9 protein-coding genes and 1 pseudogene are annotated in these 15,897 nt (G+C 71.4%); 2 read left to right on the plus strand and 8 right to left on the minus strand.

From position 1 onward, the window contains the following. Positions 1–81 precede the first annotated feature (81 nt). Complete coding sequence (locus HG543_RS27315) at positions 82–3,399, plus strand: RCC1 domain-containing protein (RefSeq protein ID WP_246357329.1); 3,318 nt, start codon at positions 82–84, stop codon at positions 3,397–3,399. A 74-nt stretch (positions 3,400–3,473) separates the two neighbouring features. Here HG543_RS27315 and HG543_RS27320 read toward each other — a convergent pair whose 3' ends face one another. The 3 genes from HG543_RS27320 to HG543_RS27330 form a co-directional block, all read right to left on the minus strand. Beyond that, complete coding sequence (locus HG543_RS27320; protein WP_211194205.1) at positions 3,474–5,153, minus strand: TldD/PmbA family protein; 1,680 nt, start codon at positions 5,151–5,153, stop codon at positions 3,474–3,476. Between the two features lie 191 nt (positions 5,154–5,344). Beyond that, positions 5,345–6,664, minus strand: a complete 1,320-nt coding sequence (locus tag HG543_RS27325) for a nucleotide sugar dehydrogenase (RefSeq protein WP_169347814.1) — start codon at positions 6,662–6,664, stop codon at positions 5,345–5,347. A 90-nt stretch (positions 6,665–6,754) separates the two neighbouring features. Next, on the minus strand, positions 6,755–8,830 hold the full coding sequence (locus HG543_RS27330; protein WP_171818403.1) for an alginate lyase family protein: 2,076 nt from the start codon (positions 8,828–8,830) through the stop codon (positions 6,755–6,757). Between the two features lie 204 nt (positions 8,831–9,034). Between HG543_RS27330 and HG543_RS27335 the strand changes: the two genes are divergently transcribed. After that, positions 9,035–10,063, plus strand: a complete 1,029-nt coding sequence (locus HG543_RS27335) for a sensor histidine kinase (protein ID WP_246357330.1) — start codon at positions 9,035–9,037, stop codon at positions 10,061–10,063. A gap of 98 nt (positions 10,064–10,161) precedes the next feature. Here the strand turns inward: HG543_RS27335 and HG543_RS27340 are convergent, their stop codons facing one another. The 5 genes and pseudogenes from HG543_RS27340 to HG543_RS27360 form a co-directional block, all read right to left on the minus strand. After that, complete coding sequence (locus HG543_RS27340; protein ID WP_169347809.1) at positions 10,162–12,702, minus strand: hybrid sensor histidine kinase/response regulator; 2,541 nt, start codon at positions 12,700–12,702, stop codon at positions 10,162–10,164. A 9-nt stretch (positions 12,703–12,711) separates the two neighbouring features. Next, a complete protein-coding gene (locus HG543_RS27345) occupies positions 12,712–13,290 on the minus strand; it encodes a chemotaxis protein CheW (protein ID WP_169347810.1) in 579 nt (192 codons plus the stop codon). Positions 13,291–13,294: 4 nt separating this feature from the next. Further along, positions 13,295–13,672: a response regulator gene (locus HG543_RS27350; RefSeq protein WP_169347811.1), complete on the minus strand. Its 378-nt coding sequence runs from the start codon at positions 13,670–13,672 to the stop codon at positions 13,295–13,297. A gap of 29 nt (positions 13,673–13,701) precedes the next feature. Beyond that, a complete protein-coding gene (locus HG543_RS27355) occupies positions 13,702–15,366 on the minus strand; it encodes a methyl-accepting chemotaxis protein (protein WP_171818817.1) in 1,665 nt (554 codons plus the stop codon). Further along, positions 15,348–15,897, minus strand: a pseudogene (locus HG543_RS27360) (CheR family methyltransferase); the annotation flags it as partial. The gene HG543_RS27355 and the pseudogene HG543_RS27360, both read right to left, overlap by 19 nt.

The raw sequence follows: 15,897 nt of genomic DNA on the forward strand, positions 1-15,897 counted from the left end.
CAACCCCGCCGAGCCCCCGGGTTCGTCTGCCCTGAAAGGTCCGCGGCGGAGCCCCCGCCCCCCTTCGCGAATGAGGTTCGCATGCACCGACAAAGATGGAAGTGGCTGCTCTGCATGGCCCTGGTCACCTGCGCCGCGGCGACCGGCTGTGCTCCCGAGGAGCGCCCGGACGCCTCCGGAGAGGTAGCGGACGTCCCCGCGGCTCCGCGAGACGCAAGCGCCCGGGCCCTCCCCTCCACCAGCTCTCCCATGCCCGCGCGCCTCGCGGCAGGGCAGGAGCACTCCCTGGCCATCCACCCGGATGGCACCGTCTGGGCCACGGGCTCCAACGTCTTCGGCCAGCTCGGCGATGGGACGACCACCGACAGGGCGAGCTTCACCCAGGTGCAAGGGCTGACGCAGGTGGTCGCGGTGGCGGCCGGCCTTTCACACTCGCTGGCGCTGCGGGCCGACGGCACCGTCTGGGCCTGGGGGGCCAATCATGCGGGCCAGCTGGGCGACGGCTCCGGCGTGGACAGCCTGGTGCCGGTGAAGGTCCCCGGTCTCAGTGGTGTCACCGTCATCGGCGCTGGCGCGGAGCACTCGCTGGCGGCGCTGGCCGACGGCACCGTGTGGACCTGGGGTGCCAACAACGAGGGCCAGCTGGGCAACGGCTCCACGGTGGGGCGTCTTGCCCCGGTGCGGATTGGCACGCTCGGCAACGTGGTGGCCCTGTCGGGAGGAAGCATGCACTCGCTGGCGTTGCGCGCCGACGGCCGGGTCCTGGCCTGGGGCGCCGGCGCGAGCGGGCAGCTCGGCAATGGCTCCACGGCCCGCCGTCTGGCACCGGCTCTCATTCCCAACCTGAGCAACGTGACGGCCATCGCCGCGGGTGACAGCCACTCGCTGGCGCTGCTGGCGGATGGCGGCCTGCGCGCCTGGGGCTACAACGCCTATGGCCAGCTGGGCGACGGTACCACCACCTCGCGCCTCTCGCCCGTCCCAGCACTCACCCAGAGTGGCATGGTGGCCATTGCCGCCGGGCTGAGCTCGTCGCTGGCCGTGCGCGCGGATGGCAGCGTCTGGGCCTGGGGCTCCAATGCCTTCGGTCAGCTCGGCGATGGGACACTGGTGGACCGCGCTTCGCCCGTGCAGGTCGCCGGAATCAGTCGAGCGCGGACGGTGGCCATGGGGAGCACGCACTCGCTGGCGCTGCGCGCCTCCGGCGTTGTCCATTCATGGGGTGGCAACTGGCTGGGGCAGCTCGGAAGCGGCACCACGACCGACCGCGCGACCGCGGCGTCGACGACGATGAACTCCGGTTGGGGCGCCATCGCCGCGGGAGGTTCCCACTCGCACATCCTGCGCGCGAACGGCAGGCTCTGGGCGGCGGGCGAGAACGGCAGCGGCCAGCTTGGAGATGGGACGACGAACGACCGACCGACTCCCGTGCAGCTCTCGAGCGTGCTCGATCTGGTGGACGTGGCCGCGTGGAACTCGCACTCACTCGCCCTGCGCGGCGATGGCACCGTGTGGGCCTGGGGCGACAACACCTACGGCCAACTGGGGGATGGCACCACGACCACCCGCCTCGCGCCGGTGCAGGTGAGTGGCCTCGGCAACATCGTCGCCGTGGCCACGGGCCGATACCACTCACTCGCCTTGCGCGGCGATGGCACCGTGTGGGCCTGGGGCGACAACGCCCACGGCCAACTGGGGGATGGCACCACGACCACCCGCCTCGCGCCGGTGCAGATGAGTGGCCTCGGCAACATCGTCGCCGTGGCCGCGGGAGACTTCCACTCATTCGCCCTTCGCGGAGATGGCACCGTGTGGGCCTGGGGCTACAACTGGGCCGGGCAACTGGGTGACGGCACCACGACCACCCGCCTCGCACCGGTACAGGTGAGCGGCTTGAGCAACGGGGTCGCCGTGGCCGCGGGCGAATCACACTCACTCATCCTGCGCTCCGATGGCACCGTGTGGGCCTGGGGTTACAACGTCTACGGCCAGCTAGGGGATGGCACCACGACCACCCGCCTCGCGCCGGTACAGGTGAGCGGCTTGGGCAACGTGGTCGCCTTGGCCGCGGGCTCCGCCCACTCGCTCGCCCTACGTGGCGATGGCACCGTCCTGGCCTGGGGCAACAACGGTTACGGCCAGTTGGGGAATGGCAATACGGTAGGCGGTATCACGCCGGTACAGGTGAATGGCCTGGGCAACGTGGTCGCCGTGGCCGCGGGCCACTACCACTCACTCGCCCTGCTCGCCGACGGCACCGTCCTGGCCTGGGGCCAGAACCAAAGTGGCCAGCTTGGCAATGGCAGCTCCGGCCAGCGCGTGACGCCGTACAAGCTGAGCAGCTTGACGAATGGGGACGCCGTAGCCGCGGGGTATTTCCACTCGCTCGCCGTGCGCGCCGACGGCTCGGTCTGGGCCTGGGGCTACAACGGGTCCGGGCAACTGGGGGATGGCACCACGACCACCCGCACCGCACCGGTGCAGGTGAGTGCCCTGAGCGACGTGGTCGCGGTGGCCGCGGGATACACGGACTCGTTCGCCGTGCGCGGTGATGGCACCGTGTGGGCCTGGGGAAGCAACCACTACGGCCAGTTGGGGGATGGCTCCACGACTCGCCGCACCGCACCAGTGCAGGTGAGTGGCCTTGGCAACGTGGTCACTGTGGCCGCGGGCCACTACCACTCACTCGCCCTTCGCGGCGACGGCACTGTGTGGGTCTGGGGCTACAACGAGTTCGGGCAACTGGGGGATGGCACCACGACCACCCGCCTCGCGCCGGTTCAGGTGAATGGCCTGAGCGACGTGGTCGCGGTGGCCGCGGGCGCATACCACTCACTCACCCTGCGCTCCGACGGCACCGTGTGGGCCTGGGGAAACAATGACGATGGCCAGCTGGGGGATGGCACCACGACCACCCGCCTCGCGCCGGTTCAGGTGAGCGGCCTGGGCAATGTGGTCGCGGTGGTCGCGGGCGACTACCACTCACTTGCCCTGCGTGGCGACGGCACCGCCTGGGCCTGGGGAAGCAACTGGAACGGACAGGTCGGCACTGGGTCTTGGGCCCCCCAACTCAACGCACCCGTCCAGGTACTGAGCTCGGTCCGAAACGTGGCGGCGGGCGGTTACGCCTCGTATGCGGTGCGTTCGGACGGAAGGCTCTGGGCCTGGGGTGCCAACAGTCACGGGCAGCTGGGTGACGGGAGCACGACCGAGCGGCCGCTGCCCGCGCAGGTTCCAGGGCAGACCTTCGTCGAGTCCGTCGCTGGTGGCAGCAGCCACGCGCTCATCCTGGGGACGGATGGCTTCATCTGGAGCACGGGGCTCAACGATTTCGGTCAGCTCGGCGACGGCAGGCCACCGCTGCACCAGCCCACGCCGGCCCAGCTCCTGGTGCCCTGACGTCGCCATCGGCGCCGCGCCGCTGCGAGAAGCCGAGCCCCGGGCTCCTCGCGGCGGCGTCGCGCCCCCTCGGACTACCGCTTCTCCTGCACTGACGGCTCCTGCTGCTGCGCCGCCGGGCTGGAGAGAATCGGCGGGCGGTCCTTGCCCTCCACCGCGCGCTGCAGCTCGATTTCCTGGAGCAGCATCGCGGGGGCGATGGTGGACACCGGCACGTTGCCGCTCTCCGCGCCGCAGAAGCCGTTGAAGATGCCCGGCTTCTGTCCGGACGCCATGATGCGGTTCACCGCCGACAGCGGCGTGCCGACGATTTCCACGCCGCGCACCAGCGACTCCTGCCCCGTCTTCACGTCCACGCGGTACACCATGCGCGGCACGCCCTTGAAGGCCTGGTAGCCGTAGTTGGACGTATTCGTATTGCCGCCGGTGATGTCGCGGATGATGAGCCCGTACGGCTTGCCCTGCCGCTTCGCCTCCGCGATGAGCATCTTCTTCAGCTCCGCGTCGCTCACCGCCTTGGTGCTCTCCACCAGCAGGTTCGCCATGCGCGCCACCGGCTTCAGCGTCCCCTGGCTGCGGCCGTGCCCGTTGGACTGGAGGAACCCTTCCACCGGCCGGCGCCCGAGCAGGTAGTTGCGCAGCACGCCCTTCTCCACCAGCGTCACCCGCTGCCCCTTCACGCCCTCCTCGTCGTACAGGTAATAGCCGTTGAGCGTCTCCCCGTTCATCGTCTTCATCGACGGGTCGTCGTGGATGGAGATGAACGACGGCAGCACCGGCCGGCCCACCTGGCCCTTGAACGTCTTGCCCTCGTTGTCGCCGTCCTGCCTGTCACCCTCCAGCCGGTGTCCCACCGCCTCGTGGAAGAGCACGCCGGAGGCCTCGGGCGCGAGGATGGCCGGGCCCGTGTACGGGTCGATGGCCGGCGCCGCGCGCAGCGCGAGCAGCTCCTCGATGACCTTCGCCGCCGCCTCGCGCACCTTCTCGTCCGTGGGCAGCCCCGCCTCCGTCGGCGAGTAGAAGTCCCGCGAGTCATCCAACAGCTGCCCGTCCGGCGCCCGCGTCACCGCGGAGACGTGCAGCCCGTAGATGACCTCTTCCGTGATGAGCCGCGTGCCCTCGGTGGACACGAACAGCCGCGTCACCTTGTCCGTGGTGACGCGCACCTCCGAGTCGAACAGCTCCGGGTGCGCGTTGAACAGGCCGGACACCTCGCGCGCCAGCTTCACCCAGCGCTCGCGGTTGAACGGGGCCGGCACGGGCGGCTGCACGTGCGTGCCGGGCTTCTCCTTGGAGAAGGACGGCGGGCGCTTCGGGTCCTCCACCGAGTAGACGTCCTCGCCCTTCTTCTTCAGGTACTGGAAGAGCGCGGACTTGTACTTCTCGTCCGTGACGAGCCACAGCGCGGTGCGCAGCGCCAGCGGCGAGTCATCCAGCGGCGCGTCCTTGCGGGCGATGTAGCTGGTGCCCTTGGTGGAGAAGCTGAACTCCAGGCCCTCCGGCACGGAGCTGTCGAACTCGTAGCTGCCCACCCGCACGTCGACGTACAGCTTCCGCTCGCGGTAGCCGTCGTCCATGAAGACGGCGCCATAGCGAGCGGCCACGGCCTGCTGCTCGTAGTCCTTGAGCTGGTAGCTCATGAAGTACGGCGGCTCGTGGCTCTGCATCTTCAGCTGCTTCTGGTTGCGTGCCAGCTCGGTCGCCATGGCGTCGAGCAGCTTCACGCGGGCGTCCGGAGCGGGCGCCGCCGCCATCAACACGGCCGAGGCCGCCAGCAGTGGGAGTACGGGACGGAAGAGGGTTCGCACCACCCCACTGTATCCAACCCCTGACGTAAAACGAGCAGGTCCTCGCCTCCGGACGCCCCTCCCGGCATCCAGAGACGAGGACCCTTGCCCGGAGGGTCGGTATCCGGGCAACTCCTCGCGACCGTGTCAGGCCCTCGTCAGGCCTTGGTCACCTTCTCGCGGCCCTTGCTGACGCCCTTGGTGGCGTTGCGCGTGTCGATGACGACCTGCGCATTGGCCACCACCGAGGCGTAGTCGATGTTGCTGTGGTCCGTGAGGATGAGCACCGCGTCGTACTGGCCGAGGGTGTTCACATCCAGCGGCACCGACTTCATCTCCATGTTGAAGCCGTGGCCCTTGTGCAGCTCGGGCACGTACGGGTCGTGGTACTCGAGCTCGGCGCCCTTCTCCTTCAGCAGCGTCATGATGCGCAGAGACGGGCTCTCGCGCATGTCGTCGATGTCCTTCTTGTAGGCTGCGCCGATGCAGAGGACCTTGGAGCCGTTCAGCGTCTTGCGCTGGTTGTTGAGGGCCTCCATGGTGCGCTGCACCACGTAGTACGGCATCTGCCAGTTCACCTCGCCGGCCAGCTCGATGAACTTGGTGTGGAACTCGTACTCGCGCGCCTTCCACGTCAGGTAGAACGGGTCGATGGGGATGCAGTGCCCACCGAGGCCCGGGCCCGGGAAGAAGGGCATGAAGCCGAAGGGCTTGGTGCTGGCGGCCTGGATGACCTCCCACACGTCCACGTTCATGCGGTCGCAGAGCATCTTCATCTCGTTGACCATGGCGATGTTGACGCAGCGGAAGATGTTCTCCAGCAGCTTGGCCAGCTCCGCCACGCGGGTGGAGGAGACGGGCACCACTTCCTTCAGCGCGCTGCCGTAGAGGGCGCAGGCCACCTCGGAGCACTCGGGCGAGTAGCCGCCGACAATCTTCGGAATCGTCTTGGTGTTGAAGCTCTTGTTGCCCGGATCCTCGCGCTCGGGGCTGAAGGCCAGGTGGAAGTCCACGCCCGCCTTGAGGCCGTTCTTCTCGAGCAGCGGCTTGAGCACCTCCTCGGTGGTGCCGGGGTACGTGGTGGACTCGAGGATGAAGAGCTGGCCGCGGCGCACGTGCGGCGCCAGGGCCTCACCCGTCTGGATGATGTAGCTCATGTCCGGCTCACGCGAGGCGGTGAGCGGCGTGGGCACGCAGATGATGACGCAGTCCATGTCCTTCGCCTTGGCGAAGTCCGTGGTGGCCTTCAGCTTGCCCGCCTTGCTCAGCTCCGCCAGCGGCGCGCTGGGGATGTGCTTGATGTAGCTCTCGCCCTTCTCGATCTTGTCGATCTTCCGCTTGTCGATGTCGAGCCCCATCACCGGGAAGCCCGCCTCCGCGAAAGCCATGCCCAGCGGAAGACCGACATAACCAAGCCCGACCACGCCCACCCTCGCGTCCCGCTTCTTGATGCGATCCAGCAGCGGGCTGCTCACCATCACCCTCATCGTCCTCACCTCTCCTGATGCGACGCGCTGTCAATGACAGTCACGCCCCGACCCGACCACTCACCTGAAGACCGACCACTCTCACCTGAAGACTACGACCCACCTCAGCCACACCGGAGGAGTCACCTGCCCCCGGAACTCCACCGCCAGCGACGGGACGACGCGCCCGTATCCCGGCGAGAACCGCGACGGCGCCAGCTTCAGCGCCAACCCCTTCTCCACCACCACCCACGCGAGCGGCGCCCCTGCCGGGCCCAGCTCCACCGCGAGCGGCTCGAACTCCACCGGCCCCTCCGCCACATGCGTGGCGCGTGCCAGCACCCGCGCGTCCGGCGTCACCAGCCGCGCCTCTTCGTCCGGCAGGTGGAAGCGGCCGACCACGTCGTGCCGCCCCATGCCGATGAACCTGTCGCGCCCCGCCAGCGCGCGCTCGTGCCGGTCCAACCGGAACGTGCGCTCGATGCCCACCGGCGCCGGCAACATGCGGTAGCCGTCGTGGCGGACCAGCAGCCTGTCCACGGTGCCTCCCGGAAGGAAGGCCACCACCCTCGCGCGAGCCTCTTCCGGCAGCGCGAAGAGCCGCGCGGGGTCCAGCGTGGACTGCTCCGCGCCATCCACCTGCACCGTGTTGTGCGCCGCCGTGCCGCGGAACCAGTTCCGCGTGGCCGGATCCCGCGTGTACGAGCCCGTGCCCGGATCCACGATGACGGGGCGCCCGTCGAGGTGGAGCTCGAAAGAAAGTTTGTCGTTGTGGCTGTGTCCCCCGACGCCGCCCTGCCCCTGCTTGCCCGCGCTGACAGTGATAACTGCTCCCGCGCCGCGCAAGATGTGGAAGCCACCTTCCGGAAAGCTCACCGACACGGGCGCCGGCGCGGCGGGAAGCGCGCGGAAGCGCTCCACGCCCGCGCGGCCCAAGAGCCACGCCGCCTCGTCGGGAAGCTCGCCACCGCCCAGGCCCGCGTCACCGAAGAGCGCCGCGCCCAGCCCCACGAGATAGCCGTGCTCGTTGTCCTCGCGCTCCCGCAGCGGGAAGACGCGGCCGGAGTCGTTGTCGCCAAGCTGCGGCGCCAGGCCCTGCTCGGAGCACCACGCGCGCACCGCGTGGAACATGCGGCGCAGCCGGGCGTCGTACGCGGCTCCCAGCGGCACGCCCGCCCCTCGCGCCACGAGGTACGCGAGGCCGAACAGCTCCACCGAGAGCCGGTGATAGGGAATGGAGCCCTCGAAGGACGTGCCCTCGACGTGGACCTGCGCCTCCATCTGCTCGCGCAGGCCGCCCACCGCGATGGCCACCTGCTGCGGCGCGCCCGGCAGCTCGGGGAACAGCAGGCCCACCACCAGCAGGCCCACGTAGTTGGAGACCAGGTGGTTGTTGGGCACCGCGCCCTTGTCCTCGAGGTGCGCCTCCACCCAGGCGGTGTGCTCGGCGAGCGCGCCCAGCACCGGCACCAGGAACTCGGGCCGCCGCACCTCGGGCGCGTCGGAGAACATCACCAGCGCCTGCGCGAGGTTCGCCGCGCGCAGGGCAATCTCCATGGGGCACGTCCAGTGGACGCCCATGCCCACGGGGTTGGCCTGCAGGAAGTCCAGCGTCTGCGTCACGAAGCCGGTGGCCAGCCGCGAGCGCTCCCCGGCGGACGTGGACACCCAGTAGCCCTGGCCCAGCGCCACCACGCTGTCGAGCCGGCCCATCACCCACGGGTACTTCGGGTCCTTCCCCGTCGAGTGCAGCGGCATCCGCTCCACCGGCTCCACCGGGTAGCGGTGGCCGCTGACAGGGTCCAGCGACCAGTCCACCGGCTGGCCCTCGCCGAAGGCCACGCGGGTGCCGAAGAGGTCCCACTCCTGACGGAGCGCGGTGTGGGCGCGGGCGAGTGCCCGCTCCCGGGCGCCCGGAATGGCCGCGAGCGCGTCGAGCACCGAGGGCCGATGAGAGACTTCACACCAGATGCGCGAGGAGCGTTGCCCGAGCGCGAGCTCCGCGAGCTCGTCGGCGCTCGTCGCGCCGAAGGCCTGGAGCAGCTGCACCTCGTCGGCGCGCTCGCGCCGGCGATACAGCGCCTGCCTGGCCACGCCCTGCACCCGCCGCACCGCGCTCCGCGCCAGTCCCCCTGGAGCAAGTCGAGCGATCGCCGCGTAGTAGTCGAGAGTCCCCATCCGTCCCTTCCGCCGCCCGTCGCGAAGGCTGTTAGCAAGCCGCTGGCCAGTGGGTACTCCCGAGGAGTTGAAGGGGTTTGCGCGATCACCCCACCCCGTACGACGGTAAAAATGGGGGAGGACGGGGGTACGGCGAGGGTAAAGGATTTCCGCCGTGATCCCTCTGGCTTCCCAGGCAGGGAAGCGTTGCGTCCCGGGCACACCATGCCCATACCTTGGCGCGTGCTGGCGGGTGCTTGGATTGGGCGGCGCGTCGAGGACGACCTCGATGCAAGGGTGGAGAAGGTGCTCGCGGCGGTGGCCGAACGGGCGCTGCGGTGTGGCACGCGCGCGGGGCTGGACGCCCTGGTGCGCGAGGCCCAGCGGCTGACCGGGGCCTCCGGGGCGGCTCTCTATGATGGGCGCACGTGCGTGGCGCATACGGGCCAGGGCGTGCCGGCGCGCACGGCGCGGCGCAACGCGCTGGTGGTGTGGCCGGAGCCCCTGGGCGCGTCGAACCAGGAGGTGCTTGCCCGGTTGGCTTCCTTTGGAGGGTCTCTGATGGCGGCGCATGCGCGAGAGGTGGAGGCGGGGGCACGGCAGGCGCGCCTGCTGGAGGCGAAGCAGCGGCTGGAGCGCATGGTGGCGCAGCAGGAGCGGCGGCGCTCGCGGGCGTCGCATGACCTGCGCACGCCGCTGATGGTGATGAAGGGCTACGTCGACATGATGATGAAGGGCACCGCGGGCGCGCTGACGGCGCCGATGCAGCGCTACCTGGACCGGATGCAGCGGGTGGCCAACGACCAGGGTGCCCTCATCGAGCGCCGCCTGGGGCGCATGGTGGACGAGGGCGTGGAGGACCTGCGTCCCCTGCTGCGGAGCGCCTTCCTGCCGGCGGCGCGGAATGGCCGGGTGCCGGACGTGACGATGACGCTGCCGAACCGGCCCGTGGCCGTGCGCGGCTCGCGTGAATCCATCGAGCTGATGGTGCGCACGCTCGCGCGCGCGGTGCTGGACCGGGGCACGGCGATTGTCGTGCGCGTGGAGCCGGCGGAAGACCTCGGCATGTGGCGGCTGCGCGTGGACGCGCGCGGAGGCAAGGCGCTGCCGGAGAAGACGCAGTCGGTGCTGCGGCACCTCGCCCAGCGGCTCAAGGGCGGGCTGTCACTGCCCACGGACGAGAGCAGCGGGCTGGTGGTGCACCTGCCCGCCGATGACACCGTGCCCGTGTCGGTGGAGCAGCACGACGGGTAGCCGGCTGCCCGGCGCGGGACTCGGGCACGTCCTGCGCCCGTGCGCCAACACGCGTGGGCGGCAGGAGGCGCGCGTAACGTGCGGCGCGCCTCCCAGCCTCAGGACGCCGGCAGCAGCTGTCGCACCAGCTCCAGCAGCTTGCCGCGCTCCACCTCGCGCTTGACGAGGTAGCCGTCCGCGCCCGCCTCCAGGCCCGCGGCCCGGTCCTCCGGGCTGTCGAGCGAGGTGACGAGGATGATGGGCGTGCGGTTGAGCGTCGGGTGCGCCTTGATGCGCCGGGCCAGTCCCACGCCGTCGAGCCGGGGCATCTGCCAGTCGCTGACCACGAGCTGGCACGACGAGCGCTCCAGCACGCCCCACGCCTCCTCGCCATCCGCCGCCGTCACCACCGGGTAGCCTGCGATTTCCAGCAGCGACTTCATGGCGAAGCGCGTGGTGAGCGCGTCGTCGCAGACCAGGATGCGCGGCCGCGCGGCCCGCGTGCCCACCGAGCGCGTCTCCGGCCGCGCCGCCCGCACCAGCTCCGTCGCGTTGAGCACCGGCACCACGCGGCCGTCGTCCAGCACCGCCGCGCCGGCCAGGTGCCGCACACCCGCCACGTGCCGTCCCAGCGAGCGGACGACAATCTCCTGCTGCCCCACCACCTCGTCGATGGCGAACACCACCCGCTCGTCGCCCACGGTCAGCAGCGCCGCGTTCTGCAGCTTCCCCGAGTCCAGCGCCAGGGGCAGCCGCGGCAGGCCGATGGCCTCCGCGAGCGACAGGAACGTGAGCTGCTCCCCGTCCACCCGCGCCACCACCCGGCCCGCCACCGTGCCCACGTCGTCCGGCGCCAGCCGCAGCACCCGATTCACGCTGTCGGACGGAATGGCGGACACCGTCGTGCCCGTGCGCACCAGCAGGCCCAGCGCGGCGGCCAGCGTCAGCGGCAGGTCCACCGTGAAGCGCGTGCCCTGCCCCGGCGTGTAGTCCACGTCCACCGAGCCCTGCAGCCGCTGCGCCGTGGCCTGCACCACGTCCAGGCCCACGCCCCGTCCCGACGTGGCCGTCACCTGGTCGCGCGTGGAGAAGCCGGGCTGGAACACCAGCCGCGCCGCCTGCGCGTCCGACAGCTTCGCCGCCGCGTCCGCCGTCAACAGGCCGCGCTTCACCGCGGTGGCCCGCACCCGCTCCGGGGACAGGCCGCCACCGTCGTCCTCCACCACCACCGCGATGCGCGTGCCGCGAGGCACCACCCGCACCGACAGCTTCCCCAGCTCCGGCTTGCCCGCCGAGCGCCGCTCCGCCGTGGACTCGATGCCGTGGTCGATGGCGTTGCGCACCAGGTGCAGCAGCGGGTCCTTCAGCGCGTCGAGGATGCGCCGGTCCAGCCGCACGTCCCCACCGGCCAGCTCCAGCGTCACGTCCTTGTTCAGCCGCGCGGACACCTCGCGCACCGTGCGCCGCAGCGGCTCCAGCACCTGCGAGGCCGGCACCATGCGCAAATCACGCAGGTCATCCCGCGCCACCTGCGCCACCAGCGACAGCTGCTCGCCGTCGCGGTGCGACTCACGCGCCAGCTCCAGGAGCCGCTTCTGCAGGGCCCGCATCTGCGTCACGCCCGCGCGCAGCGGCTCCAGCGCCGGCCCGCCGCCCGCCAGCACGAGCTGCGACGACGCGCGCTCCAGGTTCAGCAGCACCTCGTGCATGCCGTCCATCAGCGCCCGGTGCGCGTCGCCCCGCCGCGTCTGCTGCGCCCGGCCCGACAGGAGCAGCTCCACCTGCAGGGCCAGCGACTCCAGCGTCTTCACCGACACGCGCACCGTGCGGTCCGCCGCGCCCCGCGACTCCTGCGAGGCCCCGGGCATCGTCTGCACGCCCGAGCCCTCCGCCGAGCTCGCCGGCGGCACGGAGCGCAGCGCCTCCACCGCGCGCTCCACCGCGCCCGCCCCGCCCGAGGACTCCAGCGCGGACCGCAGGTCCACCAGCGTGCCCGCCACGTCGGACGCGGCCAGCCCCGCGGCGTCGCCGCCCGGCTCCATGCGCGTGAAGCCCAGCGCCGCCGCTTCCGCCAGCGAGGCCACCTTCTCCGCCCCCGCCGACTCGGCCGCCTGCCTCAGCGCCCGCGCCCGCTCCACCGCGGTGCGCACCACCGCCGCCCGGTCCGGCACGTCCGGCGAGCACAGCGCGCCCAGCGCGGCCTCCAGCGACTCCAGCGTGTCCAGTCCCTTCGAGACGGCGCCGCTCGCGCCGCCCGCGGGAGCACTCACCGCGCCCTCGCGCCCCAGCGCCGACAGGAGCGCGCCCAGCCCCTCCACCGCGGGCGACTGGCCCGCGTCGCCGCGCGCCATCGCGTTCTCGATGGCGGACAGGCCGCGCAGCATGGACTCCACCACCGCGCGGGGCAGCCGGTCCTCCGGCTGGAAGTGGGCCAGCCCGTCCTCGATGGCGTGCACCACCTGCTCGATGTCGTCCAGCCCCAGGCTCGCCGCGGAGCCCTTGAGGCTGTGCACCAGGCGCTTGAGCGACGGGAGCAGGTCCGGCTCACGCTCCTGCACGGGGCCCTCGAGCCCCAGCACCTTCGACCCGATGGCCTGGATCTGCTCACGCGTCTCCGCGGAGAACACCGGCCAGATGCTGCGCAAGAGCTGTGCGTCCATGGCCCTTCCCTATTCCTGCCCCTGGGGCGCGGCGGAGGGGCCTCCGAGCTGCTCCAGGTCCAACACCGTCAACCGGTCCGGCGTCAGGAACAGGAAGGGGCCCGGCGGCGGCTGCGACAGCTCCACCCTGGGCAGCTCCTTGCGTCCCTCCACGGCTTCCGCCGCCAGCCCGAAGCACTCCTCGCCCTGCTCCACCACCACGACCTTCCCCAGGTCCGACATGCCGCCGCCCTCCAGCCCCAACAGCTGGCGGAGGTCCAGCACCGGCACCACCCGCGAGCGGCTCACCAGCGCGCCCAGCACGTGCCGCGGCGCCCCCGGCAGCGACGCGAGCCCCCGCGCCTCCATCACGTGGTCCACCGTCTCGATGCGCACCGCGTAGCGCTCGCCGCCCACCTGGAAGGCCAGCACCGACAGCACCTCCTGGCGTTCCTCGTGGCGCGACTCGGCCAGCGCCCTGGCGCGCGCGCCCAGCACCTCGCGCCGCTTGTCGGTGCTCACCTGCCGCGTGCCGTCGAGCAGGGCATGCGCGTCGTCGAGCTGCTTGCGCAGCGCGGTGTAGTCAATCTTCGCGTCGTCGCCGGACATGCGCTCAGTACCGGGTGGCGGGCAGCTTCAGGATGTCGCGCACCTTCGAGCGCAGATCATCCACGGACACCGGCTTGTTGAGGAACGCGCTCGCGCCTACCAGCTTGCCCTTCTGCCGGCTGGCCTCGTCCTTCAGGGAGGTGAGCATCATGAAGGGCGTGTGGTGCAGGTTCGGGTCGGCCCGCACCGCAGCGCACAGCGCGAAGCCGTCCATCTCCGGCATCTGCACGTCGGAGATGATGAGGTCCGGCTTCAGGTCCCTCGCCTTGGTGAGCCCCAGCGCGCCATTGGGCGCGTCGAAGAACTCCAGGCCCCATCCCATCAGGTACACCTGGAGCAGGTTGGTGATGGTCTTCGTGTCCTCGACGATGAGCACCTTCATGGCTCGCCGTCCTGCCGCCACCGTTGCGTTCATAGCTGGTACCTACCCACCAGATCCGAGAACCGCTTGGAAAGGTTCGTGAGGTTTCCGGCCACCTGTTCGATGCGCCGGGTCTGTTCGACGGAGTCTCCCATGGCGGAGGTCAGCTCTCCCATGGCCGCGGCAATCTGCTCCACGCCAATCGTCTGTTGACGGGTATTGCCCGCAATCTGACGGGCCGCGCCGGACGAGTCGCGGATGACCTCCGACAGGCCGAGGATGGCGTTGCCCGCGCCGCGCGCCAGCTCCATGGCCGCCTGCGCGCGCCGGCTGCCCTCCTCGGTGGCGCTGACGGCCGCCCGGGTGCCCTTCTGCACTTCACCCAGCAGGCCGCGCACCTGGTCCGCGGCGATGCGGGACTGCTCCGCCAGCGTGCGCATCTCCGTGGCCACCACCGCGAAGCCGCGGCCGTGCTCGCCCGCCTTCGCCGCCTCGATGGAGGCGTTGAGCGCCAGCAGGTTGGACTGCTCGGCCACGTCCTTCACCGTGCTGATGATGTCCCCAATCTGCAGGGTGCGCTCGTTGAGGTCCGTAATCGCCAGGGCGATGGCCTTCACCTGCTCGCCCAGCTTCTCCATGCCGGAGACGCTCTCGGCCACCACCTTCTGGCCCTCCGTGCTGAGCGCCTCGGACTTCTGCGTCTGGGAGATGACCGAGTCCGCGTAGGCCGTGGCCTGCTTGGACGTCTGGGCAATCTCCGCCACCGTGGTGCTCGTCTCGTTGATGGCGGACGCCTGCTGGTGCGCCATGGCGGACTGCTGCGTGGAGGTGGCCAGCACGCCCGCCGCCTCGCGCTCCATCTCCGCCGCCGCGCCTCGCAAATCCTGGAGCAGGTGCGTGAGCGCGTCCGCCATGGCCGCGAAGCTGCGCGCCACGTCGCCAATCTCGTCCCGGCCCTGGGTGTCGATCTGCTGGCGCAGGTTCCCCGAGGCGATGCCCGCCGCCGCGCTCGCCAGCCGCTCCAGCGGGACGACGATGAACCCCGAAATCAGCCACGAGCCGAAGAGGCAGGCGGCGAGGATGAAGATGCCGAGCACCACCGTGAAGCGCGTGGTGCCGCGCAGCGCCTCCGCCAGGGCCGCCTCGTCGAGCGCCACCTGCACCGTGCCCAGCCGCTGGGGCGCGCTGTCCTGCGCGGTGCCGGGCGCGAAGATGGGCGTCGCGGTCTCCACCACGCCCAGCCCCTGGTGCGTGAAGCGGCGGTCCACGGCCACGTCGCTGTCGGGCGCGGGCCGGTCCTGGCCGGCGAAGCGCTCCGAGGCGACCTCGGCCACGAGCTCGCCCTGCGCGTCGCGCACCAGCACGTAGGCCACGTCCGGCACGTGGCGCAGCACCCCGTGCGCCGACGCCTGGAGCCGCCCCGGCTCCGCCTTCGCGGCCAGCATGGGCGCCAGCGTCTGCGACAGCTCGCCGCTCACCGAGCGCGCCCGGCGCGACAGGTCATCGCGCTGCGCGCTGCCCGTCTGCACCCAGAACGCGAGGATGAGGATGCCGGCCACCAGCACGCCCGTGACGCCCGTGACGGCCAGTACCTTGGTCCGCAGGCTGAGCCTGCCCACCGCGGCCTGTCCCGCCCGTGTCAGCTTGGTCCCCTTGACTTCCACGTTGCCTCCCACCTGGTCGGGCCGCGAGCCGCTCAGCGCGCGCCCTGCCATCCGGCCTGCGACCTCGGCGCCAGGGCCTGCCGCAGGCCTCCGGCGGTCATCGTCTCCACCCCACGCAGCGGGTGCTCATCATCCAGCCCGTCCAGCGCGCGCAGCGCGTTCTGCCGCGCCCGCTCCGCGTCCTCGCGCCGGTCCATCCGCCCGTAGAGCGCCACCAGCGTGGCATGCCCCAGCGCCAGTTGCGGCTCCAGGTACAGCGCCTTGCGCACCGCCTCCACCGCCCCGTTCAAGTCTCCCCGCCCCTCGGCCACCATCGCCAGCAGCAGGTACGCCTCCGGCACCAGTCCCTTGGCCGCCTCGCGCGCCAGCGCCTCCGCCTCCTCGAAGCGGCCGGCGCGCGCCGCGTCCAGCGCCCGTTGCAGCGGCGCGGGCGCGGCCTCGGTGGGCGCGGGCGGAAGCTGGGGCCGCGCCGGGGGCGGGGCCACCGTCACCGCCGGCATGGGAGCCGGAGGCGTCTGGACGCGGGCGAAGGGCCTGGACGGCGTGGGACGGGGGCGCTCCACGGCGCGGGCGGGCGCCGGG

The sequence above is a fragment of the Pyxidicoccus fallax genome (assembly GCF_012933655.1).
GTDB lineage: Bacteria > Myxococcota > Myxococcia > Myxococcales > Myxococcaceae > Myxococcus > Myxococcus fallax.